This is a genomic window from Parviterribacter multiflagellatus, assembly GCF_056863265.1.
In genome coordinates, this window is the sequence record NZ_JBXPIZ010000001.1 from 56,344 (window position 1) to 82,508 (window position 26,165).

18 protein-coding genes and 1 riboswitch are annotated in these 26,165 nt (G+C 74.5%); of the genes, 14 read left to right on the plus strand and 4 right to left on the minus strand.

What is annotated here, in order from left to right:
- The first annotated feature begins 10 nt into the window (after positions 1 to 10).
- Complete coding sequence (locus tag AC1UE5_RS00280; RefSeq protein ID WP_482920057.1) at positions 11 to 1,603, plus strand: glycosyl hydrolase family 28 protein; 1,593 nt, start codon at positions 11 to 13, stop codon at positions 1,601 to 1,603.
- On the opposite strand, the gene AC1UE5_RS00285 is transcribed toward AC1UE5_RS00280, so the two are convergent.
- On the minus strand, positions 1,600 to 2,742 hold the full coding sequence (locus tag AC1UE5_RS00285) for a dipeptidase (protein ID WP_482920058.1): 1,143 nt from the start codon (positions 2,740 to 2,742) through the stop codon (positions 1,600 to 1,602). The genes AC1UE5_RS00280 and AC1UE5_RS00285 overlap by 4 nt on opposite strands.
- Complete coding sequence (locus AC1UE5_RS00290; protein WP_482920059.1) at positions 2,739 to 4,085, minus strand: FAD-binding protein; 1,347 nt, start codon at positions 4,083 to 4,085, stop codon at positions 2,739 to 2,741. Before AC1UE5_RS00290 ends, AC1UE5_RS00285 begins: the two co-directional genes overlap by 4 nt.
- 128 nt (positions 4,086 to 4,213) lie before the next feature.
- Between AC1UE5_RS00290 and AC1UE5_RS00295 the strand changes: the two genes are divergently transcribed.
- Positions 4,214 to 7,261, plus strand: coding sequence for an Ig-like domain-containing protein (locus AC1UE5_RS00295; protein WP_482920060.1), 3,048 nt, complete (start codon positions 4,214 to 4,216; stop codon positions 7,259 to 7,261).
- Between the two features lie 10 nt (positions 7,262 to 7,271).
- Here the strand turns inward: AC1UE5_RS00295 and AC1UE5_RS00300 are convergent, their stop codons facing one another.
- A complete protein-coding gene (locus tag AC1UE5_RS00300) occupies positions 7,272 to 7,991 on the minus strand; it encodes a type 1 glutamine amidotransferase domain-containing protein (RefSeq protein ID WP_482920061.1) in 720 nt (239 codons plus the stop codon).
- 111 nt (positions 7,992 to 8,102) lie between these two features.
- Between AC1UE5_RS00300 and AC1UE5_RS00305 the strand changes: the two genes are divergently transcribed.
- From AC1UE5_RS00305 to AC1UE5_RS00315, 3 genes are read left to right on the plus strand one after another with little or no spacing between them, the layout of a single operon-like run.
- Entirely contained in the window at positions 8,103 to 8,672 is a 570-nt protein-coding gene (locus AC1UE5_RS00305; RefSeq protein ID WP_482920062.1) for a 3'-5' exonuclease, read from the plus strand.
- Positions 8,669 to 9,652, plus strand: a complete 984-nt coding sequence (locus tag AC1UE5_RS00310) for a nucleotidyltransferase family protein (RefSeq protein WP_482920063.1) — start codon at positions 8,669 to 8,671, stop codon at positions 9,650 to 9,652. The genes AC1UE5_RS00305 and AC1UE5_RS00310 overlap by 4 nt, the downstream gene beginning before the upstream one ends.
- 54 nt (positions 9,653 to 9,706) lie before the next feature.
- Complete coding sequence (locus tag AC1UE5_RS00315; protein WP_482920064.1) at positions 9,707 to 10,678, plus strand: RNA polymerase subunit sigma-70; 972 nt, start codon at positions 9,707 to 9,709, stop codon at positions 10,676 to 10,678.
- On the opposite strand, the gene AC1UE5_RS00320 is transcribed toward AC1UE5_RS00315, so the two are convergent.
- Positions 10,623 to 11,846 (minus strand): MFS transporter, encoded by a 1,224-nt coding sequence (locus AC1UE5_RS00320; RefSeq protein ID WP_482920065.1) that lies wholly within the window; start codon positions 11,844 to 11,846, stop codon positions 10,623 to 10,625. The genes AC1UE5_RS00315 and AC1UE5_RS00320 overlap by 56 nt on opposite strands.
- 61 nt (positions 11,847 to 11,907) lie before the next feature.
- Here AC1UE5_RS00320 and AC1UE5_RS00325 point away from each other — a divergent pair, with 61 nt between their 5' ends.
- The 9 genes from AC1UE5_RS00325 to cobN all read left to right on the plus strand — a co-directional run bounded on the left by AC1UE5_RS00325 (position 11,908) and on the right by cobN (position 26,097).
- Entirely contained in the window at positions 11,908 to 13,161 is a 1,254-nt protein-coding gene (locus AC1UE5_RS00325; RefSeq protein ID WP_482920066.1) for an ROK family transcriptional regulator, read from the plus strand.
- Between the two features lie 129 nt (positions 13,162 to 13,290).
- Positions 13,291 to 17,346, plus strand: a complete 4,056-nt coding sequence (locus AC1UE5_RS00330) for a glycoside hydrolase family 3 C-terminal domain-containing protein (protein WP_482920067.1) — start codon at positions 13,291 to 13,293, stop codon at positions 17,344 to 17,346.
- Between the two features lie 92 nt (positions 17,347 to 17,438).
- Complete coding sequence (locus tag AC1UE5_RS00335; RefSeq protein ID WP_482920068.1) at positions 17,439 to 18,209, plus strand: CE1 family esterase; 771 nt, start codon at positions 17,439 to 17,441, stop codon at positions 18,207 to 18,209.
- Positions 18,204 to 18,324: riboswitch (cobalamin riboswitch) on the plus strand. Its footprint overlaps the gene before it by 6 nt.
- A complete protein-coding gene (locus tag AC1UE5_RS00340; RefSeq protein ID WP_482920069.1) occupies positions 18,317 to 18,544 on the plus strand; it encodes a CbtB domain-containing protein in 228 nt (75 codons plus the stop codon). Its footprint overlaps the riboswitch before it by 8 nt.
- A 24-nt stretch (positions 18,545 to 18,568) precedes the next feature.
- Complete coding sequence (locus AC1UE5_RS00345) at positions 18,569 to 19,309, plus strand: CbtA family protein (protein WP_482920070.1); 741 nt, start codon at positions 18,569 to 18,571, stop codon at positions 19,307 to 19,309.
- Between the two features lie 5 nt (positions 19,310 to 19,314).
- Positions 19,315 to 19,926: a histidine phosphatase family protein gene (locus AC1UE5_RS00350; RefSeq protein ID WP_482920071.1), complete on the plus strand. Its 612-nt coding sequence runs from the start codon at positions 19,315 to 19,317 to the stop codon at positions 19,924 to 19,926.
- Positions 19,923 to 20,831, plus strand: coding sequence for a cobalamin biosynthesis protein (locus tag AC1UE5_RS00355; protein WP_482920072.1), 909 nt, complete (start codon positions 19,923 to 19,925; stop codon positions 20,829 to 20,831). The genes AC1UE5_RS00350 and AC1UE5_RS00355 overlap by 4 nt, the downstream gene beginning before the upstream one ends.
- The gene (locus tag AC1UE5_RS00360; RefSeq protein ID WP_482920073.1) at positions 20,828 to 22,351 is read left to right on the plus strand and encodes a cobyric acid synthase; all 1,524 of its coding nucleotides are present in this window, start codon (positions 20,828 to 20,830) and stop codon (positions 22,349 to 22,351) included. The genes AC1UE5_RS00355 and AC1UE5_RS00360 overlap by 4 nt, the downstream gene beginning before the upstream one ends.
- Complete coding sequence (gene cobN, locus AC1UE5_RS00365; RefSeq protein WP_482920074.1) at positions 22,336 to 26,097, plus strand: cobaltochelatase subunit CobN; 3,762 nt, start codon at positions 22,336 to 22,338, stop codon at positions 26,095 to 26,097. The genes AC1UE5_RS00360 and cobN overlap by 16 nt, the downstream gene beginning before the upstream one ends.
- The last annotated feature ends 68 nt before the right edge of the window (positions 26,098 to 26,165 follow it).

Consider the following 26,165-nt stretch of genomic DNA (forward strand, 5'->3'; position numbering starts at 1 on the left):
GAGTACCGCCATGCCTGCAGGTCTGTCAGCCCTGTCGATCGCCCCTGTCCGAAGGGCGGTCGCGCTCCTCGCCGTCGCGGTGGCCGCGCTCGCGGTGAGCGCGTCGCCGGCGTTCGCGCTCGACGTCAACGTCCGCAACGCGCCCTACAACGCCACCGGCAACGGCACCACCAACGACCGCGCCGCGATCCAGAGCGCGATCGACGCCGTCAACGCCGCCGGCGGCGGCACGGTCAACCTGCCGGGGACCTACACCTACCTCACCGGCAACCTGATCCTGAAGTCGGGCGTGACGCTCAACCTCAACAGCGGCGCGACGCTGAAGCAGAGCCAGACGCTGGCCGACTACGCCAACACGCCGACCCGCGGGCGCGTGATCCCCGGCAGCACCGTCCCGTTCATCACGTACCTCGACCAGAACTACCCGCTGATCTACGCGGGCGACGCGAGCGACGTCGCGGTGACCGGCGCAGGGACCATCGAGCTCACCCGCAACGGCGCGGACGAGAACACGATCAACGTCCACGGGATCGGCTTCCACGAGGTCACCGACTACGTGATCGCGAACGTCACGATCACCGGCGCGTCGGCCTACAACATCACGGTCCGCAACACCGACCGCGGCGAGATCCACCACGTCACGACGACGGCGCCGGCGACCCTGAACTCCGACGGCATCTCGATCATGAACTCGTCCGACATCAGCGTCCACGACAACGACCTGACGACCAAGGACGACGGGATCTACGTCTGGGCGAGCTACGACGACCCGCGTCGCAGCGCCTGGTGGAACTCCGACACGCCGCGCCGGTCACGCAACATCCACGTCTACGAGAACGTCGTGAACAACATCGCGACGAACGGCTCGCACGGCTTCCTGTTCATCAACTGGACCGCGGCGGCGACCGACCAGTCGCAGGTCGAGATCTCGCACGTCAACGTCCACGACAACTCGTTCACCGCGACGTACCCCGTCGCCGCGCTGAACAACGACATCTACCACCCGACGCTGAACCAGAAGACGCCGAGCAAGAACCTCACCTTCCTCAACAACACGCTGGCGATCACGCCCGGGTCCAACGGGGCGCTGAGCAACGGCCTGAACGGGATGGCGACCGCCGAGCTGAAGACCGACAACGACGCGGTCTACAACTTCGGCCGGGCCACGAACGAGCTCTACAACTCGAACTTCGACGGGCTGAACGCGTTCAGCTACGAGGTCGGCGAGTCGTTCTGGTCGGTCGAGGGCCAGGCAGGCGCGCAGAGCGCCGCGGTCGGGCAGCCGGGCGGCCGCTACGGCGAGATCCGCTACCAGTCGGCGTACGGCGGCATCTACCAGGGCGTCTGGCTGACGCCGGGGACGTACACGTTCAGCGCGGCGACCCAGTCGAGCGGCGACTCGGCGCGCCTGTTCGCGATCCGCGCGACGGGCACGACCGTGATGGCGAGCACGAGCTTCACCAACACGAGCTGGCAGACGCACACGATCAGCTTCACGGTCACGACCGCGGACACCTACCGGCTGGGGATCGACTCCTGGGCCGGCGGGAGCGCGACCGACTTCGGGCGGATCGACAACGCGGTCCTGACGAAGACGAGCTAGCGCCAGGCGGCGCGGAGGACCCGGCGCGCGTTGCCGCCCAGCACCGCGTCGACCTCCGCGCCGGACAGGCCGTTGCGCTCAAGGAGCTCCCGCACGCGCGGGAGCTCCGCCGCGCCCTGGACGTCGTCTGGCGGGTCCGTGAAGCCGTCGAAGTCCGTGCCGAGCGCGACGTGCTGCCACGCGCCGCCGCTCCACGCGTTCGCCTGCTGCAGCGTGCGCCAGATCGCGTCGAGGCCGTTCTTCGGGTGGTCGGCGGAGAGCCAGTAGGGCATGAAGATCACCCCGACGACGCCGCCCGAGTCGGCGATCTCCCGCACGTCGGCCTCGTCGAGGTCGTACGCCTCGCCGGGGTTGAGCGACCGCATCCCGACGTGCGTGGCGACGATCGGCGCGCGGCCCGCGACCAGCGCGTACACGTCGCGCCGAGCAACGGGTGTGCAGTGCGCGACGTCGACGATCATGCCCAGCTCGACCATGCGAGAGACGACCGCGCGGCCGACGGCGGTCAGGCCGCGGTCGAGGTCGACGTGCGTCTTCGGGAGCAGCCCGCTGAAGAGGCTCTTCGGGATCGCTTCCGCGTGTCCCGCGACGTCGTTGGGGAAGAGGTGCGCGATGGTCAGCGACGCGACCCCGCGGTCGGCCAGCATCTCCAGCCGCTGCAGGCGCCCGTCGAGGTCGTCGCGCTCCAGGCCCGCGCCGAGCACGTGCCCGCCCTCGACGGTGTGGAGGATCGCGCACCGCCCCGCCGCGACCGCCCGGTCCAGCTCCGCGTTGGACTTGACGATCACGAAGCGCTCGCCGGCGCGGGCGACCTGCCGCTCCATCTCGGCCATCATCGCCAGCAGGCACTGCCACGCGTTCTCCTGGAGGAGCATGCGGCCGCCGTGCGTGGTCAGCGCCAGCGCGCGGATCGGCAGGATGCGCAGGAACTCCTTCTCAGGGACGTGCAGCGACGACCACAGCACGCGCACCCCGCCGCGCTCGAGCATCTTGAAGTCGCTCAGCGACGCGAGCGGGTTGAACGTCCCGCCCTTCGTCCCGTAGTGGCGGCGCAGGTCGCGGTCCCACAGGAACGCGTTCATCGCCGGGTGCGCGTGGATGTCGGTGAGCCCGGGGGAGGGCGCGGTGGCGCCGCTCACAGGCCGAGGCGCTCCGCGAGGTACCGGTTGACGAAGAGCGGCGAGACGAGCGGGCGGAACGCGGCGATCTCGTGGTTGCGGGCCACGAACGCCGGGTCGATGAAGTTGACCTTGCCCCAGTGCGCCTTGAAGTCGATCCCCGACGCGATGAGGTGGTCCCACAGCCCGCGCAGGTGCGCGACGAGCTGCTCCTTCTCGCCCGGCTTGCTGCAGACCTCGGTGAGGTACATGAAGTTGAGCTTCACGACGTAGTCGAGCCCCGGCCAGTTCCACGCCGACATCAGCGCGCCGTCGGTGCGCGTGAGCTCGATCTCGGTCGGGATGTTCGGCCAGCCGTGCGCGTCGAAGTGCTGCTGGCACTCGCCGAGCACGGTGTGCAGGTCCGACGGGCGGAAGCTCCACTCGGCCATCGCGACGTGCAGCGGCGCGCGGCGGTCGACGGGGAGCATGTTGCGCAGCGGCCCGGTGAAGCGGCGCGGCTTGTAGAGCAGCGCCATCCCCTTGTAGAGCCCGTCGATCAGGTCGCTCAGGAGCGGCCCGGTGTCGCCCAGCAGGTCGAGCGCGCCGAACACGAAGTCGAGCACCTGCTCGGCGTCGTCCTCGTCGTAGTCGCCGTCCGGGGCCGACTTGGCGGCCGGGATCTCCTTCGCGGCCCACAGCAGCGCCTGCTCGCTGCGCGGCAGCCAGTTGATGCGCCAGAAGTCGTACGTGGCGGAGGTCGCGTCGAGGTCGTTGAGGACCTCGTCGAGCTCCACCTTCTTCATCACGACCGCGAAGTGGCGCTCGTCGACGAGCCGGAACCGCACGCGGACGAGCACGCCGAGCAGCCCGAGCGAGCAGACGACCGCCGCGAAGTCGGGGTCGTCCCGGCCGATCCGCCGCTCCGCCGCGGCGCCCGTCGCCGGGTCGACCGTGACGAGATCGACCCAGTCGAGCAGGTCGTAGAGCGCGTGCCTGGAGCTGGCCGGCGCGGTCCCGGTGGAGATGAGCCCGGCGAGCGTCTGGTGGTCGGTCCCGCCCGTCGCGGTGACCGAGCGCCCGCGCGCGCCGAGCGCGGCGAGGAAGTCGTGGAGCGTGACGTTGGCGGTCGCGACGACGGCCCGGTCACCGGGCTCGAAGTCGATCGCCTTGGGGAGCTGCGAGGTGTCGAGCAGCGTGTCGGAGACGACGATCTCCGAGCACGAGTGCAGGCTCCCCGGGACGCGGACGGTGCGACCCTCCTGGTGGAGCTGCTGGAGCATCCGCTTCAGCTCGCCGATGCTCGTCGGGCGCAGGACGGTGCGCGGCCGGAACGTGACGAGCTGCCCCCAGTCCTGCAGCGTCGTCCCTGCGCCTGCGCTCATCGAGCCGAACCTACGCCCCCGTCCGGGCCCGGGGCAACGCGGCGGCGCGTTCGCGGGAGGAATACGTACGTCCACGTCTCCGTGCACGGGTGAGGAACCTGAACCGGGACGCCGAAGTACCGACGGTCATGCGCCGTCGACTCGCCTCGCTCCTCCTCGCCTTCGCCGCCCTCGCGGTCGTCCCCGCCGCCGCGTCCGCTGCGACCTACTCCGTCAACGCCGCCGCCGACACGCCCGTCGGCCAGGCCTGCCCGGGCCTCACCGGCTGCTCGCTGCGGCAGGCCATCACGTCCGCGAACGCCTCGGCGGGCGCGGACACGATCCTGGTGCCCGCAGGGACCTACGCGCTGGCCTACGGCGTGCTGCCGGTCACGGAGGCGCTGACGGTCAGCGGGACCGGCGCCGGGCGTCCGGTCATCGACGGCCAGAACGCGTCGGGCCTCTTCGAGTCCGACTTCACGGTGGCCCTGACCCTCCGCGACCTCGAGCTCACGCGCGGCTTCTCGAGCATCGGCCGCGGCGCGGCGGTCTCCCACGGCGGCGCTCCGCTGGTGCTCGACGACGTCCACGTGCACCACAACGTGTCAGAGACGACCTCGGGCGCCACCGCGTCCGGCGGGGCGATCTACACGAACGGGAACGTGACGCTGACCGACTCGGTGATCGAGCACAACCGCGCGACCGCCACGCTCGGCAACGCGGTCGGCGGCGCGCTGGGGTCGTACGGGCTCGCGCCGCAGGTCTCGATCACGCGCACGACGTTCCGCGAGAACGTGGCCGAGGGCCTGGACGGCGTGTCCGCGGGCGCGGCACGGACAGGCGGGCCGGCCACCATCGTCGACTCGACGTTCGAGCGGAACACCGCCCGGATCACCGGGTCGAGCGGCCACGCCCAGGGCGGGGCGATCGTGGCCTACAACGGCACGCTCCTGCTGCGCGGGTCGACCGTGCGGCAGAACGTCGCGAACGGCGGGACCGGCACGGCCGCCGGCGGCGGCCTGGTCCGCGCGCTCGGCAACGGCCTGGCGACGGGCGCCGCCACGATCGAGGAGTCGCGGATCAGCGACAACATGGCGCTCGGCTCGACCGCCACGGGCGGCGGCGTCGCGACGGACGCGATCGCGATGACGCTGCGGCGCTCCACCGTCGACAACAACGAGGCGACGGCGGGGGCGGTCAACGGGGTGGCACGCGGCGGCGGTGCGGGCGCGTACGGGGGCGGCACGCTGACGCTCGACACCGTGACGGTGACCGGGAACGAGGCAGCCGCGGGCCCCATGGGCCTCGCCCGCGGTGGCGGGCTGTGGATCGCGGACGCCGACGGCTCGTCGGCGGCCGCCGTGACCATCAGCGAGAACGCTACGACCACGACCGGCGGCACGGCCCGCGGCGGCGGCGTCGCGGGGGACGTCGCGGCGCGCGCGTTCACCGTCCAGGGCTCGGTGCTGTCGGGCAACACGCAGACCGACGCGACCGCGGACTGCGACACGCTCACGCTCACCTCGACCGGCGGCAACGTGGTCAACCAGGTCGGTGGCGCGTCGGCGTGCGCGTTCACGCCGCACGCGACGGACGCGGTGACCGGCGACCCGCAGCTCCGCCCGTTCGGCAACTACGGCAACAGCGTGCCGGTGATGCCGCCGGAGACGGCCGGCAGCGTCGTCCTCGACCGGTACACCGGCTGCGGGGGCTACGACGTGCGCGGCTTCAGCCGCCCGCAGGGCGCGTCGTGCGACGCGGGCGCGTTCGAGGCGGTGCCGGGCACGCTCTGGACCGGGAAGCTGACGCAGGGCTTCGGGACCGTGACGGTCGGGCAGGCGAGCACGACGAGCACGTGGACGATCCACAACGAGGGCGACCTCGACGCCACGCCGAACCTGAGCCTCACGGGCGACGGCGACCAGTTCACGACGTCGGGCTGCACCGCGGTCGTCGCGCCGGAGGCGACCTGCACGCTCACCGTCGGGTTCGCGCCGACGTCGCCCGGCGCCAAGAGCGCGACGATCGCCGGTCTCAGCGTCACGGTCGCGCTGAGCGGTACGGCGCTTCCCGAGGTCCCGGCCTGCACCTCCACGACCGCACAGGCGGCGTACGAGAGCGCGGTCGACGTCGCGCTCGCGTGCACCTGGTCGCCGACGGCGCGGACGATCGTCGACGCGCCGGACCACGGGACGCTCGGCACCGTCGGCGCGACCGTCCGCTACACGCCGGGACCGGGCTTCGTCGGCACCGACACCTTCACGTTCACCGGCACGAACGCGGCCGGCACGTCGCCGCCTGCGACCGTCACGGTGACGGTGCTGCCGCCGCCGACGCCGGTGTGCGTGGACGGCGCGGCGACCACCGCGTTCGGCGCCGCCGTGGCCGTGCCGCTCGCGTGCACCGGCGTCCTGACCGGCTGGGAGCTCGTGACGGCGCCCGCGCACGGGACGCTCGGCACGCTCGGCGCGTCGGTGACGTACACGCCCAACGCGGGGTGGAGCGGGGAGGACGCGTTCACGTTCCGCGCCGTGGGGCCGGGCGGCCTGTCGAACGTCGCCCGCGCGACCGTGACGGTGGCCGCGCCGCTGCCGCTGCCCGAGCCGCCGGCCCCGCCCGCGCCGCGCACCGAGCCCACGCCGCCTCCGGCCCCGGTGCCGCCCGCCTGCACGGGCCGCGCGCTCAGCCTGCTCGAGCTCACCGTCCGTGGCAGCCGCATCGCCGTGCGCGGGATGGCCCAGCGGACGGGCGCGGGCCAGCGCGTCACCCTCCTGTCCGGCGAGCGCGTGCTCGGCACCGCCGTGACCGGCGCCGACGGCCTGTTCGCCGCGACCGTCCGGCGTCCCGCGGGGAGCGGCACGGTGCGGATCGTGGCCGCGGCGGACGGCCAGCGGAGCCTGCCGTTCGCGGTGGAGCGGCGCACGACGATCACCAGCCGGCGGGTGAGCGGCGGCCGCGTGACGGTCCGCGCGGTCGTGCGCGGCGCGCGGGAGGGCGCGGTGGTCGCGATCGAGCGGCAGGTGGGCTGCGGCGCGCCGGTCCCGTTCGGGGCGGCGCGCGTGGGGCAGGGCGGGCGGCTCACGCTCAGCCTCCCGCTCCCGCCGGCCGGGGAGCCGCTCGCGCTCTACCGCGCGATCACGACGATCCCCGGCACGCAGGCGTTCAGCCTGCCGCTCGCGGTGACGGCGAAGGGCTGAGCGAGCCGCGTCAGGCGGTGGCGCTGCGCTCGCGCAGCGTCGCCAGCACGCGCTCGGCGGCCGCCGCGCTGGACTGCGGGTTCTGGCCGCTGACGAGGTTGCCATCGACCACGACCGTGCTCGACCAGGCCGGGCCGGCCTCGATCTCCGCACCGAGCTCGCGCAGGCGCGCCTCGACGAACCACGGCGTGTTGTCGCCGGTGCCGCCGGTGCGCTCTTCCTCGTCGGTGAAGACGGTGAGCTTGCGCCCCGCGAACTGGAAGCTGCCGTCGGGGCGGGTCGCGCTCAGCAGCCCGGCCGGCCCGTGGCACAGCGCTGCGACGACCTGCCCGCGCTCGTCGGCGCCGACGAGCAGCCGCCCGAGGTCCGCGTCGGACGCGAGGTCGGTCATCGGCCCGTGCCCGCCGGGGAGGAACACCGCGTCGTACATGTTCGCGTCCACGTCGGCCAGCGCGAGCGGCTGCGACAGGTCGACGGCGTCGAGCTCGGCCTTGATCCGCGCGGCCTCCTCCTCGCCGCCGACGTTCGCGGCATCCAGCGATCCCGCGTCCACCGGCGGCACCTTCCCGCCTGGCGTCGCGACGTCCACCCCGTACCCCGCCTCGCGGAACAGCGCGTACGGCACCGCGACCTCCTCGGCCCAGAACCCGGTCGGATGCGCGCTCCCGTCCGCGAGCGTGAGCGTGTCGGCGGCGGTCAGCACCATCAGGATCTTCTTCGTCTCAGCCATGTCCGACGACGGTAGCGCGTGTGCATGCACGTGCATGCAATTGCGGCGCGCCCGGACCTGTCGCGCGTCGTGAGGGGCCTGCGCGGCGGCCGACCGCCCACAATAGTCGGCGTGCAGACGCCGCATGACGTGTACCTCTCCGCCGACGTGGAGACCGACGGCCCGATCCCCGGGCGGTTCTCGCTGCTGTCGTTCGGGCTGTGCGTCGCCGGGCGCGGGGACGGGCGCGCCTTCGAGCGGGCGGAGCCCAGGGCCGCGACGTTCTACCGCGAGCTACGGCCGCTGCCCGAGGCGCGGTGCGACCCCGAGGCGCTGGCCGTCAGCGGACTGGACCGGGAGGCGCTCGGGCGCGAGGGGGCGGAGCCGCGCGACGCCATGCGGGAGGCCGCCGCGTGGGTGCGGGAGCAGGCGGGCGACGGGACGCCCGTGCTCGTCGCGTACCCGCTGGGGTTCGACTGGTCGTTCCTGCACTGGTACTTCGTCGCGTTCAACGGCGGCGACGACCCGTTCGGGCACTCCCGCGCGCTCGACGTGAAGACGCTCGCGGCGGCGCGCCACCGCAGGCCGATCGCGCTCGCCAGCCTGTCGAAGGTGGCGCCGGACACTCGACTCGGGCACCACGCGCTCGACGACGCGATCGCCCAGGCGGACGTGTTCGCCACCCTGATGGGCCACGCATGAACGTCCCCGACGTCTTCACGACCCGCCGCGCCGCCACCGACGACGCGCTGGCCCGGCTCGCCACCCACCTCCCGCGCGTCGATGCCGGCAAGCACCCCGGTCTCACGATCTACGCCACCGGCTCGCTCGGCCGCGGCGAGGTCGGCACGCACTCCGACCTCGACGTCTTCCTCGTCGACACGAGCCCGCCCGAGGACCCCCGGCACGTGGGGAACCTCGCGCGCATCAAGCTCCTCTCGCAGCTCATGGACGTCACCGAGGCGGCCGGCTTCCCGCAGTTCTCCGGCGACGGCAAGTTCCTCGCGGTCCACCCGCTCGGCCGCCTCCGCGACCTGCTCGGCACGCGCGACGACGACGCGTCCAACGTCTTCACCGCGCGCATGCTCCTGCTCCTCGAATCCGTCCCGCTCGTCGGGCGCGAGGCGTACGCGAACACCGTCGATCGCGTGCTCGCCGCCTACTGGCGCGACCAGCGCTCGCCCGACGGCTTCGTCCCGTTCTTCCTCATCAACGACCTCGTCCGGTACTGGAAGACGCTGTGCCTCAACTACGAGGCGTACCGGCCCGAGGACCGCACGGCGCGCCGCATCCCGCTGATCAAGCTGCGCTTCAACCGCCTGTGGACGTGCTTCGCCGGCCTCGCGTACCTCGTCGCGGGCTACCAGGCGGTCCGCCCCGACAAGGGCTTCATCCCGCGCGAGCACGCGACCGCGATGGTCGGCCTGACGCCGGTCGACCGCCTGCTGTGGACGGCCGAGCGGCACCCCGCCGCGGCGCCGTTCGTCGAGCGCGCGCTGGGCGAGATGGGCTGGTGGCTGGAGCAGTCGGACGTCGGCAAGGACGAGCTGCGGGCCAAGCTCGCCGAGGACGACCTCTACTACGAGGCGCGCCGGCGCGGCGACGTGTTCGGCGACGCGATGGGCGACCTGCTCGACGCGGTCGTCGCGGGCACCCCGCTGCGGCGCAAGCTCCTGCTGTAGGCACGCCGACCGATGAGTTCGCGCGCCTGCGCCGTCTGAAGGACCATGACGACGATGGATCAGACCGAGTTCGAGCGCGCGGCCGAGCGGCACCGGCACGAGCTGCGCGTGCACTGCTACCGCATGCTCGGCAACTTCCAGGAGGCGGAGGACCTCACCCAGGAGACGCTCCTGCGCGCGTGGCGGGCACGCGACTCGTACGAGGGCCGCGCGTCGCTGCGCGCCTGGCTCTACAAGATTGCGACGAACGCCTGCCTGGACCACCTCGACAAGGCCAAGCGGCGGCTGCAGACGGTCGAGATCATGGGGCCGGAAGGGCCGACCGGCGAGGGCGCCGCGGAGGTCCCGTGGCTCACGCCGTTCCCCGACGACCTGCTCGACGCGGCCGCCGCGGCGAGCGAGGACGAGCCGGACGCCGTCGTCGTCGCGAAGGAGACGGTCGAGCTCGCGTTCCTCGTGGCCGTCCAGCACCTGCCGCCGCGCCAGCGCGCCGCGCTCCTCCTCCGCGACGTCCTCGAGTGGTCGGCGAAGGAGACCGCGGCGCTGCTCGAGGTCTCGGTCCCCGCGGCGAACAGCGCGCTCCAGCGGGCGCGCGAGACGATGCAGGCGCAGCTCCCGCAGCCCCGCGCGGCGTGGGCGACGGCCGACCCGAGCGCCGAGGAGCGCGCGCTGGTGGCGCGGTTCATCGAGCTGCACGAGGCGTGCGACGCGGACGCGTTCGCATCGGTCATCACCGAGGACATCAAGGTCACCATGCCGCCGCACCCGTGGCACTACGAGGGCATCGAGGCGATGCGGCCGCTGTGGGAGCAGGCGTTCGGACCCAACCGGCCCGGCGACTGGAAGCTCGTCCCGACCCGCGTCAACCGGATGCCCGCCGCCGCGACCTGGATGCGCGCGAATGGCGACACCGTGTGGCGGGCGCTGAAGATCGATGTGATGCGCACGGTCGACGGCCGGATCGCGGAGATCACGACGTTCGACTCGGCGCTGTTCCCGCGGCTCGGCCTGCCGCTGGAGCGGTGACCACGAGCAGGGCGGCGGTGCCGACGGTCAGCGGGATGAGCCCCGCGACGAGCAGCGCGTGCTGCGCCCCGAGCAGGCCGATGCTGACGCCCGCGGTGCCGAGCGCGACGAGCTCGGCACCGTTGCGGGCCGCGTTGTAGGCGGCGTACGCGCGGCCCTGCGCGGCCGCCGGGACGCGCTCGTGGATGAGCGTGCGGAGCAGGACGTTCTTGACCCCGTGCGCGACCCCGCCGAGGGCGAACCCCGCGAACGCGCCGAGCAGCACGCCGCCCGCGGCCGCGCCCGCGATCCCCAGACCCTGGAGCGCGACGCCCGCCAGCGCGCCCGCGGCGAGGAGGTGGGGCGGGACGCGTGGCGCGACGTGCGTCGCGCCGAGCACCATCCCGAGCGTCCAGCACGCGGTCAGCACCCCGTACGCGACGGCGCCGGCGTCGAGCACGTCGCGGACGTAGAGGACCTCCGCGACGATCGTGACGGAGAAGAAGAGGAGCGCGACGACGGCGCCGGCGAGGGTGGTCCGCAGGACGGGGTCCCGGGTGAGCGCCGCGACGCCCTCGCGGGCGCGGCCGGTGTCGTGCTCGCCCCGGTGCGGCCGGCGGCGGGCGTGCATCGCGCGGGCGGCCGCGGCGACGGCGAGGAACGAGGCGGCGTCGAGGAGCAGCGCGGCGTGCAGCTGGCCGGCCGCGGCGAGGACGCCGCCGAGCAGCGGCCCGAGCGTCATCCCGAGGTACCGCGCGCTCTCGATCAGCCCGTTCGCCTGGGCGAGCCGCGCGGTGCCGCCCGTGTCACCGGTCGCCGCCGGCACGAGCGCGAACTCCGCCGGCTGGCTCAGCGCCGTCCCCGCCCCGAGCAGCGCGGTGAGGAGCAGCAGCGGCGCGAGCGCGTCGGTCGCGACCACCATCAGCGCGGCGGCGGCCGCCTGCGCCAGCGACACGACGATGAGCAGCCGCGCGTTCTCGACGCGGTCGGCCAGCCGCCCCGCGACCCCGCCGAGCAGCACGACCGGCGCGAACAGCGCGAGGAAGAACGCGGACACCGCGAACGCCGACCCGGTCAGCGCCTCGACGTGCAGCGCCATCGGCACCCACAGCAGGAAGTCGCCGGCGGCGGACAGGCCGACGGCCAGCGTCAGCAGGCGCAGGTCGCGGACGCGGAGGAGGAGGGCCATCGCGGGAGACCCTCCGCCCGGTCGCTTACGGCCTGCTTACGGCGGATGCGATGATCAGGCGGTGCCCGCCGGCGACGACGACCCTGAGCTGCTCCTCAGCGTCCGCGACGCGAACCGGCTGCGGGTGCTGGAGGTGCTCTTCCGCCGTCCCGGCAGCACGCGGATGGACGTCGTGGACGCGACCCGGCTGTCGCGGCCGACGGTCTCCACGCTGCTCGACGAGCTGGAGGCCGCGGGCGTCGCGGCGCCCGCGGAGGACGACGGCGCCGACCGCCCGCGCGGCGCCGGGCGCCCGCCGGTGCGCATGGCGCTCGTCCCCGACGCCGCGTTCGCCGTCGGCCTCGACGTCGGCCACGCCCACGTGCGCGCCGCCGTCTGCGACGTGAGCGGCCGGATGCTCGCCGACGACTGGTCGCCCGCCGAGGTCGACCACGCGCCCGAGGCGAGCCTCGACCTCGCCACGCGCCTGGTCACGAGCACCCTCGCCCGCGCAGGGGTCGACCGCGAGCGCGTCGTCGGCGTCGGCATGGCGCTCGCCGCCCCGGTCGACCGCGCGACGAGCACCGTCTTCGCCGAGGGCATCCTCCCGAGCTGGACCGGCGTCCGGCCCGCGGCGGAGATGGAGGAGCGGCTCGGGCTCCCCGTCGCCCTGGAGAACGACGCCAACCTCGGCGCCCTGGGCGAGCGCGCGTTCGGCGCCGGCCGCGGCATCGACGACATGGTCTACGTCCGGCTGTCGGCCGGCATCGGCCTCGGGCTCATCCTCGGCGGCCGGCCGTACCGCGGCGCCAGCGGCATCGCGGGGGAGCTCGGCCACGTCGAGAGCGACCCGACCGGGCTCATCTGCCGCTGCGGCAAGCGCGGGTGCCTGGAAACCGTCGCGACGCCCGCGGCCGTCGCCCGCCTGCTCGAGCTCAGCCGCGGCGAGGCGGTCGGCATGCGCGACGTCGTCGAGCTCGTCGAGGCCGGCGACCGCGGCGCCCGCCGGGCGGTCACCGACGCGGGCGCCGCGGTCGGGCGGGCGATCGCGATGGTGGTCAACGTGCTCAACCCGCGGCTGGTCGTCGTGGGCGGCGAGCTGGCGGCGGCGGGCGAGCACGTCCTCGCGCCGATCCGCGCCGCCGTCGAGCGCGACGCCGTCGGCCCGTCGGCCGCGGCGGCGACCGTCATGGCGGGCACGCTGGGGGAGCGGGCGGAGGTGCTCGGCGCCGCCGGCATGGTGCTCGAACGCGCCCCCGCGGCGCTCGCCCGCCGCCTCGCCGATACGGCGAACCTCTCACAGAACACCCCCTCTCCGGCCTCCCGAGGTCGTTAATTCTGCAAAGCGCTTGACGGAACTGCGCTGGCGGGCCTAAGGTCCGCCGCGGGTTGGGGCCGTGGGTCGTCCGTGGGAGGGCGCCCCGTCACGCGGTCCCATGTCTCCAGCAGGGGAGAATCGATGAGGATGCGCAGGGCGATCCACGCGGCGGTGGCCGCGGGACTCGCCGTCGTCGGGGTCGCAGCGGCTGGAGCGCCAGCTCACGCCGCGGACGTCCCGACCTACCTCGACACGAAGCGCTCGTTCGAGGAGCGCGCGGCCGACCTGGTCTCGCGCATGACGCTCGCCGAGAAGGCGTCGCAGACGATCAGCAGCCGGGCGCCGGGCATCCCGCGCCTCGGCGTCCGGCCGTACGGCTGGTGGAACGAGGCGCTCCACGGCGTCGCGCGGCTGCAGTACAACGAGACCGGCAACGCGACGGTCCTGACCAACACGACCTCGTACCCGATCAGCCAGTCGCTCGGCGCGACGTGGGATCGCGACCTGGTCTACCGCGTCGCCCGCGAGATCGGCGACGAGGCGCGCGAGGTCGTCCCGAACAACACGCAGTCGCTCGACTTCTGGTCGCCGACGATGAACCTCAGCCGCGACCCGCGCTGGGGCCGCAACGACGAGGCCTACAGCGAGGACCCGCTGCTCACCTCCGAGCTCGTGGGCCAGTTCGTCAACGGCATGGAGGGCAACGACCAGAGCGGTCTGCTGCTGCCCGAGGCCGACGGCTACAAGAAGACCGTCACGACGATCAAGCACTACGCGGCCAACAACAGCGAGGTCAACCGCCTCACCGGCTCGTCGGACATGGACGACCGGACGCTGCGCGAGTACTACACCAAGGCCTTCCGCGACGTGGTCCGCAAGACGCAGCCGGGCTCGGTCATGAGCGCGTACAACCGCGTCAACGGCACGCCCGCGACGGTCGACCCGTACCTGCTCGACACGCTGCTGCGGCAGACGTTCGGGTTCAAGGGCTACGTCGTCTCGGACTGCGACGCGATCTTCGAGGTCGTCAGGGGCCATCGCTGGCAGCCGCCGACGTGGACGCGGCCGGTGAACAACACCGAGCGCCACGCGTTCGCGATGGCCGCCGGCACCGACCTGAACTGCAACGCCGGCTACCACGACCAGTTCAGCAACGCGAACACGCTGCCCGATGCGGTGCACCAGGGCATCGAGACGCTGACGGACACGTTCAACGTGAACGATCTGGACCAGGCGCTGGTGCGGCTCTTCACCGCGCGGATGCAGCTCGGCGAGTTCGATGACGAGAACGCCGTGCCGTGGGTCCGCGAGGCCCGCGCGCGGCTGCCGAAGGACACGTGGACGAACACGGAGTCCAACGGCGCGGTGACCCAGACGAAGGCACGGCTCGACCTCGTCCGCGAGGCGGGCGCCAAGTCGATCGTGCTGCTGGAGAACGACACCACGACGCGGCGCGACGGGACGAGCGGCAAGCTCCTCCCGCTGGCGGTGCCGAAGAGCGGCGCGTTCAAGGTCGCGGTCATCGGCCAGATGGGCAACCCGTCGCCAGCCGAGATGTACCTCGGCGGCTACTCGAGCACGCAGGGCCCGTCGGGCCAGGCCAACCTCGTCAGCGGCTTCGCCGGCATCAAGGCCGCGGTTCAGCAGGTCAACCCGGGTGCGACGGTCGAGTACCTGCGCGGGTTCACCGGCAGCGGCACACGCGCGGAGGACCTGCTCGAGGTCGACCCCGCGGCGGTCTCGGCGGCGGCCAGCTACGACGCGGTGATCGTCTACGCGGGCACCGACGCGTACACCGCCGACGAGGCGGCCGACCGGCGCAACATCCAGCTGCCGGGCGCGCAGTCGCAGCTCATCGCCCAGGTGGCGGAGCGCAACCCGAACACGATCGCCTACCTCGAGACGATCGGGCCGGTCGACGTGACGCCGTTCGCCGGCAAGACGGCGGCGATCCTGTGGAGCTCGTACAACGGGCAGCGCAAGGGCGAGGCGCTCGCCGACGTCCTGCTCGGGGCGCACAACCCGAGCGGCCGGCTGCCGTCCATCTGGCACCGCGACGAGTCGCAGCTGCCGGACATCACGAGCTACGCGATCCGCGCGAGCGGCTCCAACCCGGGGCGGACCTTCCAGTACTTCCAGGGTCCGGTCCGGTACGCGTTCGGCCACGGGCTGAGCTACACGACGTTCACGTACTCGGACCTCGTTGTGAGCGACAGCGTGGACGCCAACGGCGCCGTGGACGTGCGCGTCCGCGTGCGCAACAGCGGCGAGCGGGCGGGCGACGAGACCGTCCAGCTCTACGCCACGACGCCGGACGCGCCGGCATCGGCGCAGCGGCCGATCAAGCGGCTCGTCGCGTTCGAGAAGGTGCGGCTGGCGCCCGGTGAGGGCCGCACGGTGCGGTTCTCCGTGCCGGTCCGCGAGCTGGCGTTCTTCGACCAGGGGCAGGGCCGCTGGGTGATCGACCAGGCGCGGTACGGCCTGCAGATCGCCCGCTCCAGCGCCACGGGCGACGTCGTGCTGAGCGACGACGTGCGGGTGACCGGGACGTACGCGCCCAAGCCCGCCGTGCTGTCGGTCAAGCCGGCGATGGAGGGCGACCGCGCGCGTGACGTGCAGTACCGCGTCGCGTTCCCCGAGGGCGTGCGGATCGACCCGCAGCCGACGGTCGCGATGAGCGACGACACGCTCTACGGCTACGTCCGCAAGGGCGCGTCGAAGCCGATCCCGAGCGGGATGACGTTCTCGTACGAGAGCAACCGCCCGGACGTCGTGTCCGCCGGCGCGGACGGCCTGCGGACCGTCGGCAACGGCGTCGCGACGGTCACCGCGAAGGTGACGTACGCCGGCGTGACGCGGACGACGTCGTTCGTCGTGCGGGTCGAGTCCAAGCTGTCCGGGATCACCGTCGGCGGCAAGCCGCTGACGGCGTACGACCCGGGCCGCGGCTTCCAGCCGGACGTCTACGCGTACGACGTGATCGTGCCCGAGGGCGAGGCCGGCGTGCCGCAGGTCGCGGCGCAGGCGGCCGACCCCGACACGGTGGTCGACGTCCAGCAGGCCGGCGCCGTGCCGGGCACCGCCCGGGTCGTCGCGACCGGCGCGGACGGCATCCGCCAGACGTACGTCGTGCACCTCGCGCGGCGGGCGACGGGCGACGAGCTCGACGGGGCGGTCGGCGCGCAGTGGCGCTGGCTGCGCCCGGACGCGTCGGCGGTCACCGCGGGTGAGCGAGCGCTGTCGATCGGGCTGCGGCCCGGCACGCTCGACGGCACGGCGAACAGCGCGCGGAACGTGCTGGTGCAGCCGGCGCTGGGCGACTGGACGGTCGCGACGAAGCTGACGTTCAGCGGGCCGCTGGCCGCGGCCGGGCAGCAGGCCGGCCTGATCGCCTACGCGGGCGACGACGAGCACCTGCGGCTGGGATGGGAGCACGGCGGCGGCGCGCCGCGGATCTCCCTCACGGTCGAGGACGCCGCGTCGGGCGCGCCGGTGACGCAGACGCTCGCGTCGGTCGCCACCGCGTCGTCGCTGGGCGACGCGCGGACCGTGTGGCTCAAGCTCGTCAAGCGCGGGCCGCGGTACGTCGCGTACTGGTCGAAGGACGGCAGCGACTACCGCGTGCTGTACGAGACCGGCGCGAGCCTGGAGAACGTGCAGGTCGGGCTCTACGCGTTCGGCGCCGCCGCCGCGTCGGACCTGACCGCGTCGTTCGACTGGGTCCGCGTGCGCAACGGCAAGCCGGCGCCGGCGGGTGAGCCGGCGACGCCGGAGCCCGCAGCGCCCGTCGGGCCTGAGGGCCCGGCCGGGCCGGACGCGCAGGCCGGGGGTGCGCCGTCCGCCGGCGGCGCGCCCTCCACCGCGACCCCGGCGGCGGGCCCCTCCTCGCCCGCCGCCGCGGTGCGCGGGGACGCCGCGTCGCGCCGGGCCGCCGCCCGCGCGGTGCGGCCGGTGGTCGTCGCCCGCACGGTGCGGGTCGACGGCCGCCGCGCGGCCGTGAAGGTGCGGTGCCCGGCGGCCAAGGGCCGCTCGTGCCGGGGGACCGTGGCCGTGACGGTCGCGGGCCGCCGCGCCGGGACGCGGACGGTCACGGTCGCGGGCGGCCGGACCACGACGGTGCCGATCACGCTCCGTCGCTCCGCCGTGCGCGGGGCGACCCGTGCGCGGGCCACGGTGCTCGCGCCGGCCGCCGCCGCGCGGTAGCCGCGCCTCGGGTGGGCCGTCGCACCGTCGCCTCGCGGCGGTGAGGCGGCCCACCTGCGCAACTCCCGCGCCGCACAGCCGTCCTCGTCTGCATGAGGTGGCTTGCAGGCATCGTCCTCGTCCTGGCGTTCGCCGCGCAGGCGGCGGAGGCGCGGGTGGTCCACGGCCGCATCGGCGAGCGGACGTACCGGGTCTTCGTGCCCGACACCCCGGCGCCGGCGGGCACGCGGCGGCCGGTCGTGTTCGTCCTTCACGGCGGCGGGCGGCGCGAGTCCGGCGGCACGATCGCCACCCAGAGCGGGTTCGACGCCGAGGCGGCGGCGCGCGGGTGGATCGCGGTCTACCCCGACGCGCGCGGCGGGCGGTTCGTCGTCGACGGGTACCTGCCCCGCGTCCACGGCGTGACGCCGCGCGACGAGCTGCGGTTCGTCCGCGCGCTCCTTGCGCGGGTCGGCGACCGCCACCGCATCGACCGCTCCCGCGTGGCCGCGGTCGGGTTCTCCAACGGCGGCTTCCTCGCGTACGCCCTGGCCTGCGAGCGCCGGCCGCTCGTCACCGCGATCGCCGCCGTCGCCACCGTCGAGACCCTGACGCGGTGCGCCAACGGCGGGCGCCGGCCCGTCGCCGTGCTCCACCTCCACGCGACCGAGGACCGCGTGCTCCCGCTCGACCGGGGCCGCCGCGGCGCGTACGACTGGCCGTCGCCGCGCGCCACGGTGCGCCGCTGGCAGGAGCGAAACGCCGGTCGCGCGCCTGCGGAGCTGCGCGTCGTCGCCGGCGAGCACGGCTGGCTGCCCGGCATGACGCCCGTCATCGGTCAGTTCCTCACCGACGTGATTGCGAGCCGCCGGGGCGCGCAGTAAGGTGGCCGCCGTCAGCACGACGAACGAGGAAGCCGGTGCAAGCCCGGCACGGTCGCGCCACTGTGACCAGACCTCGCAAGGGCCTGGAAGTCAGGAACTCGGACGTCGTGAACATCCCCGTCGACGGACGCGAGTTCCCGAGGAGATCCATGAACCCGGCTTCGCCCAACCCCATCCCGCTTCGCGACCTCCGGCCCGCGTTCTTCGCCGCCGCGCTCGCGCTGCTGACGATCTACCTGGTGCAGTTCGACCAGGGCGCGATCTCGCAGACGGGGACCTTCCTGCACGAGCTCGTCCACGACGCCCGGCACCTGCTCGGCGTCCCCTGCCACTAGCGCTCCTCGGACCTTCCGAGAGCCATGGTCTGGCCCCTGATCCGCAGGGGGCTCGTCGTCGGCGCGATCGCCGGCCTGCTGGCCGGATGCTTCGCGTTCGCCTTCGGCGAGCCGCTTGTCCAGGACGCGATCGACATCGAGGAGGCGGCGGGCGCCCACGCGTCGCTGCAGCTCGCCGTCCCCGCGCACGTCTCCGACTGGGTCGTGAGCCGCGACGAGCAGCGCGGCGGCCTGTTCCTCGGCACGCTGCTGTACGGCCTCTGCGTCGGCACGGTCTTCGCGCTCGTCTTCGCCGTCGCCCGCGGCCGTGGCGCCGCGCGGGACGACTGGCAGCTGTCGGTCCGGCTTGCGGGCGCGCTGTTCCTCGTCTTCGTGCTGGTGCCGTTCCTCAAGTACCCGGCGAACCCGCCCGCGGTGGGCGACCCGGACACGATCGGGGAGCGGACCTGGCTCTACCTCGCGCTGCTCGCGGGCGGCGCGGCCGCGCTGCTGGCCGCGGTGCGGGTGGCGTGGAGCGTCGGCCCCGACGCGCCCGTGTGGCGCCGGCCGCTGCTGGCGGGCGGGACGTTCGTGGTCCTCGCGGGCTTCCTGCTGCTCGTGCTGCCCGGCGTGGACGAGGTGCCCGACGGCTTCCCGGCGTCGCTGCTGTGGGAGTTCCGGCTCTCATCGCTCGGCACGCAGGCCGTGCTGTGGACGGCGCTCGGCGTCGGGTACGGGATCGCGTCGCTGCGCGCGGTCCCCGGACGAGCCACCGCCACCGCGTAGGCCGGGTGCGCCGCCTCGTGCTCCTCCGTCACGCGCCGACCTCGGCCGTGCGCCGCGCCGCGTTCCCGCTCGACGAGCCGCTCGACGACGCCGGGCGGGACGCTGCCCGTGCGCTGCGCGGGCGGCTCGGCCGCGGCGACGCGCTGTGCAGCGAGGCAGGCCGCGCGCGGGAGACCGCCGCGGCGGCCGGGCTCGCGCCGGTGCGGGTGGAGCGCGCGCTCAACGAATGCGACTTCGGCACGTGGCGCGGGCGCTCGCTGGCGGAGCTGAACGAGGCCGACCCCGAGGGGGTCGCCGCGTGGATGGGGGACCCGGCCGCCGCGCCGCACGGGGGCGAGTCGCTGGCGGCGTTCGTCGCGCGGGTCGGGGAGTGGCTGCGCGGCCAGGCCGAGCGCGACGGCCGCGCCATCGCGGCGACGCACGGCGGCGTCGTGAAGGCCGCGGTCGTGACCGCGCTGGGCGCGCCGATCGACGCCTTCTGGCGGATCGACGTCTCGCCGCTCCATCTCACCGAGCTGCACGCGCACGACGGGTGCTGGACCGTGACGAAGGTGAACGCGGCGGTGGTCGCGCCGGGGCGCACCGCGGAGCCGGCGCCGGCGGAGGCCCAGGCGTGAGCGGCGCGGCCGTGCTCGTCGGGTTCGGGGCGGACGTGGCCTTCGGCGACCCGCGGCGCGGGCATCCGGTGGCGCTCTTCGGCACCCTCGCCGCGCGCCTCGAGCGCGCCGTGTGGCGGCCCTCCCGCCTCGCCGGCGCGGGCTACACCGCCGTCCTCGTCGGCGGCACCGCCGTCGCCGCCCACCTCCTCACCCGCGTCCTCCCGCGCGGCGCGGTGCTTGCCGCGGCGCTGTGGGTCGCCCTCGGCGGCCGGTCGCTGGCGCGCGAGGCGCGGCGGGTCGGCGGCTTCGTCGCGGCCGGCGACCTCCCGGCCGCGCGCCGCGCCGTCCCCGCGCTCGTCGGCCGCGACCCCTCCGCGCTCGACGGCCCGGAGCTGTGCCGCGCGGCCGTCGAGTCGGTGGCGGAGAACACCGTCGACGCGGTCGTCGCGCCGCTCTTCTGGGCCGCGGTCGCCGGGCCGGGCGGCGTGCTCGCGCACCGCGCGGCGAACACGCTCGACGCGATGGTCGGGCACCGCACGGCGCGGCACGAGCGGTTCGGGTGGGCGTCCGCGCGGCTCGACGACGTCCTGAACTGGCCCGCCGCGCGGGTGACGGCGCTCGCCACCGCGGCCCTCGCGCCGCTGGTCGGGGGCTCCCCCTCCGCGACCCTGCGCACCACGCTGCGGTACGGCGCGCGGCACCCCTCGCCGAACGGCGGCCGCGCGGAGGCCGCGTTCGCCGGCGCGCTGGGCGTCCGCCTCGGCGGCACGAACGTCTACCCCGAGCGCGTCGAGCACCGCCCGCACCTCGGCGACGGGCGCGCGCCGAGCCCGGCCGACGTCGACCGCGCCGCGCGCCTCTCGCTCGCCGTCGGTGCCGCGTGCGCGCTCGCCGCCACCGCGGTCCGGAGGGCACGCGCGTGAGCGGCGGGCTCCTCGTCGCCGGCACCGCGTCGGACGCCGGCAAGTCGCTCGTCACCGCCGGGATCTGCCGCTGGCTGCACCGCCGCGGCGTCTCCGTCGCGCCGTTCAAGGCGCAGAACATGGCGCTCAACTCCGCGGTCACGCCGGGAGGGGCGGAGATCGGGCGCGCGCAGACGATGCAGGCCGCGGCGGCCGGGGTGGAGCCCGAGGCGGCGATGAACCCGGTCCTCATCAAGCCCTCCGGCGCGACGCACTCGCAGGTGCTGCTGATGGGCAAGCCTTACGCCGACGCCGACGCGCGCTCGTACCAGGAGCTCAAGCACGACCTGCGCGAGGGCGTCGCGGCCGCGCTGGCCGACCTCCGTTCGCGCTTCGACGTGGTGATCTGCGAAGGCGCCGGCTCGCCCGCCGAGATCAACCTCCGCCACGGCGACCTGGCGAACATGGGCCTGGCCCGCAGCGCCGCGCTCCCGGTGGTCGTGGTCGGCGACATCGACCGCGGCGGCGTGTTCGCCTCGCTCTACGGGACGCTCGCGCTGCTCGAGCCCGCCGACCAGGCTTTGATCGCAGGCTTCCTGATCAACAAGTTCCGCGGCGACGCGACGATCCTGCAGCCCGGCGTCGACGACTTCACGCGCCTGACCGGGCGCCCGACGTTCGGCGTGCTGCCGTGGCAGGAGGGGCTGTGGCTCGACGTCGAGGACTCGCTCGCGCTGGAGGCGCCCCGGCCCGAGCCGCTCGCCGCGCGTGGGCGCGACACGCTCGAGGTCGCGGTCGTCCGCCTGCGCTGGATGAGCAACTTCACCGACGTCGACGCGCTCGCCGCCGAGCCGGGGGTGAGCGTCCGCTTCACCCGCTCCGTCACCGACGTCGAGCGCGCCGACCTCGTCCTGCTTCCCGGCACGAAGGCCACGGTGGAGGACCTCGAGCGTCTGCGCGCGTCCGGCCTCGCCGACGCCCTCGCCCGCCGCGCCGCCGCCGGCCAACCGATCCTCGGCGTCTGCGGCGGCTACCAGATGCTCGGCGGGCGGATCTCGGACGACGTCGAGTCCCGGCGCGGCGAGGTGCACGGCCTCGGCCTGCTCCCCGTCGAGACCGTGTTCGCGCCCGAGAAGGTGCTGCGGCAGGTGCGCGGGCGGTACGGCGACGTCGGGGCGAGCGGCTACGAGATCCGCCACGGCCGCCCGGTCCGCCGCGGCGCCGCGCCGCTCCTCGACGACGGCACCGACACGGGCGAGGGCTGCCGGGCCGGCTCGGTGCTCGGCACCTCGTGGCACGGCCTGCTCGAAGGCGACGACGTCCGCCGCGCGCTGCTCTGCTGGGTCGCCGCCGAGCGCGGCCGCGACTGGCTGCCCGGCAGGGAGCCGTTCGCCGCCGTCCGCGAGCGCCATCTCGACCGCCTCGGCGACCTCGTCGAGGAGCACGCCGACACCGACGCGCTGATGGCGCTGATCGAGCGCGGCGCTCCCCCGAACCTTCCCGTCCTCGCCCCCGGAGGCTCCGCGTGCTTCTTCTCCTGACCACCGCCGACACCGACATCCTCGCCGCGGCCCATGCGGTGGCGGAGCTGCCCGACGGCTTCGGCGAGGTGCGGTGCGCGAACCCCGCGACGGCCGGCGACGACGTGGGCGCGTTCCTCGACGCCACCGTCTCCGCCTCCACGCGGGTCGTCGTCGCACGCCTCCTCGGCGGCCGCCGCGCCTGGCCGGAGGGGGTGGACGAGCTGCGGACCCGCTGCGCCGCCGCGCGCATCCCGCTGATCCTCCTCGGCGGTGAGGCCGAGCCCGACGCCGAGCTGGCCGAGCTCTCCACCGCCCCGACCGCCGTCGTCGCGCAGGCGTTCGACTACCTCCGCCACGGCGGCGTGGAGAACACGGGCAACCTGCTGCGCTTCCTCTCCGACACGCTGCTGCTCACCGGCCACGGGTTCGAGGAGCCGAGCGCGCTGCCCGACCTCGGCGTCTACGTGCCGGGGCGCGGCGACGTCGAGCTGGCCGACGCGACCGCCGCGCACGACCCCGCGCGGCCGACCGTGGGGCTCGTCTTCTACCGCTCCCACCGCGTCACGGGGAACACGGCGTTCGTCGACGCGCTCGCCGACGCGATCGTGGCCGCCGGCGCGAACGTGATCTGCGCGTGGGCCTACTCGCTGCGGCCCGACGCCGACGGGCGCGTGCCGGTGCTGGAGCTGCTCGATGGGCGCATCGATGCGCTCGTCACGACGGTGCTGGCGTCCGGCGGCGCGAACGCGGGCGACGCCGAGGAGTGGCACGTCGAGGTGCTGGAGGCGCTCGACGTGCCGGTCATCCAGGCGCTGTGCGTGACGACCTCGCGCGAGCGGTGGGCGGCGTCGGACATGGGCCTGAGCCCGCTCGACGCCGCGATGCAGGTCGCGATCCCCGAGTTCGACGGGCGGATCGTCGGCGTGCCGATCAGCTTCAAGGAGCCGCTCGACGTCGCCGCCGCTGCGCCGTCCGTCGGCACGCCCGTCCTCCACTACCGTCCCGACCTCGAGCGCTGCGCGCGCCTCGCGCGCCTCGCGGTCCGCCACGCGCAGCTGCGCCGCACGCCGCCGGCCGAGGCGAAGATCGCCATCGTCCTGTCGTCGTTCCCCACCAAGCACGCGCGGGTCGGGAACGCGGTCGGGCTCGACACGCCGGCGTCGGCGGTCCTGCTGCTGGAGGCGCTCGCGCAGGCGGGCTACCGGGTGGAGAACCCGTACGACGGCGGCGACGCGCTCATCCACGCGCTGATCGCGGCGGGCGGCCACGACCAGGAGTTCCTCACCGACGAGCAGCTGAGCGGCGCCGACGCGCGGCTGCCGGTCGGGCAGTACGCGCAGTGGTTCTCGTCGCTGCCCGAGGAGCTGCGGTCGTCGGTGGTCGAGACGTGGGGGCCGGCGCCGGGCGAGTGGTACGTGGACGGCGATGACTTCGTGATCGCGGGCCTGCGGCTCGGCAACGTCTTCGTCGCGATCCAGCCGCCCCGCGGCTACGGCGAGAACCCGGTCGCGATCTACCACGACCCCGACCTCGCGCCCGCGCACCACTACCTCGCCGCGTACCGCTGGCTCGACGAGGAGTTCGGCGCCGACGCGATCGTCCACCTCGGCAAGCACGGGACGCTGGAGTGGCTGCCCGGCAAGGGACTGGGGCTGGGGCCCGAGTCGGCGCCCGACGCGGCGCTCGGCGACGTGCCGTTCTTCTACCCGTTCGTGGTCAACGACCCCGGCGAGGGCGTTCAGGCCAAGCGCCGCGCGCACGCGGTGATCGTCGACCACCTCGTGCCGCCGATGATGCGCGCCGAGACGTACGACGAGCTGGCCCGGCTGGAGCAGCTGATGGACGAGTTCGCGCGCTGCGAGGCGCTCGACCCGCCCAAGCTCCCCGCGCTCGCGTCGCAGATCTGGACGGTGCTGCACGAGGCCGAGCTGCACCGCGACCTCGGCATCGAGGCGGAGGAGCAGCCGGACCTGGAGGAGTTCGGCGAGCTGATCGAGCACGTCGACGGCTACCTCTGCGAGATCAAGGACCTCCAGGTGCGCGACGGGCTCCACGTCCTCGGCCGCGCGCCGGCGGGGGAGCAGCTGCGTGGGCTCCTCGCCGCCATCCTCCGCCTCGGCAGCGACGACGTGCCCGGGCTGCGCCGCGCGATCGCCGCGGCCTTCGGCCTCGACGAGCCCGCGCTCCTCGCCGACGCCGGTGCGCCCAACGCCTCCGCCCCGCAGCCCCTCACCGCGCGCTTCCCCGGCCCCGCGCACACCAACGCGGACCTCGTCGACCGGCTCGAGGACGCCCAGCGCGCGCTCCTGCAGATCTTCGAAGATCGAGGATTCGGGGATGCCGCCGCGGTGTGCGAGGAGGTGCTCGGCGCCGCGGACCCCGGCGTCGTCGCGTCGCTCACCTACGCCGCCGACGTCGTGCTCCCGCGCCTGCGGCAGACCAGCGACGAGATCACGAACCTGCTCGCCGGCCTGCGTGGCCGCCACGTCCCGGCCGGGCCCTCCGGCTCCCCGACCCGCGGCCGCGCCGACGTGCTCCCGACCGGTCGCAACTTCTACGCGGTCGACCCGAAGGCGCTCCCGTCCGAGCTGGCCTACGCGACCGGCACGCGGCTCGCCGACGCGCTCCTCGCGCGGGAGGTCGCCGAGCGCGGCACGCACCCGGAGACCGTCGGCATCGTCGTGTGGGGGACGGCCGCGATGCGCACCCACGGCGACGACGCGGGCGAGGTCCTGGCGCTGCTCGGCGTGCGGCCGGTGTGGCATCCGGAGACGCGCCGCATCGGCGGAATTTCCGCCATTCCGCTGGAGGAGCTGGGGCGTCCGCGGATCGACGTGACGATGCGGATCTCGGGCTTCTTCCGGGACGCGTTCCCGCACCTGATCGGACTGCTCGACGACGCGGTGACCCTCGTCGCGGGGCTCGACGAGCCGGTGGAGATGAACTTCGTCCGCAAGCATGCGCTGGAGGACGCGGCGCGGCTTGCCGGCGAGCTCGGCGACGAGGCCGCGGCGTGGCGCCGCGCGACCACGCGCGTGTTCGGGACGCCGCCGGGCTCGTACGGCGCGGGCCTCCTGCAGCTCATCGACGTCCGCAACTGGCGCGACGACGCCGACCTCGCCGCGGTGTACGAGGCGTGGGGCGGCCACGCGTACGGCCGGGGCCTCGACGGCGTCGAGGCGCGCGCGGCGATGCGCGAGCAGTTCGCGCGGATCGACGTCGCGGTGAAGAACGTCGACAACCGCGAGCACGACCTGCTCGACTCGTCTGACTACTACGCCGAGCACGGCGGGATGGTGGCGTACGCGCGCCACGTGCGCGGCCCATCGCAGGCGCCGCCGCGCGCGGTCATCGGCGACAGCGCGGATCCCGAGCGGGTCCATGCGCGCACGCTCGCGGAGGAGTCCAAGCGCGTCTTCCGGGCGCGCGTCGCCAACCCGCGCTGGATCGCGTCGATGATCCGCCACGGCTACAAGGGCGCCTTCGAGCTGTCGGCGACCGTCGACTACCTCTTCGGCTACGACGCCACCACCGGCGTCGTCGAGGACTGGATGTACGAGACGCTGAGCGAGAAGTACGTCCTCGACCCGTCGGTCCGCGACTTCATGAAGCGCTCGAACCCGTGGGCGCTGCGCGCGATCGCCGAGCGGCTGCTCGAGGCCGCCGACCGCGGCCTGTGGGAGGCGCCGTCGGACGCGACCCTCGCCGGTCTGCGCGAGGCGTACCTGGAGGTCGAAGGCGAGCTGGAGGAGGCCACCGCGTGACCGCCGCGCCGCACCCCGCCGCGCCGCCCGCCGGCACCACCTCCGCCGCCCCCGCCGGCCCACCCGCG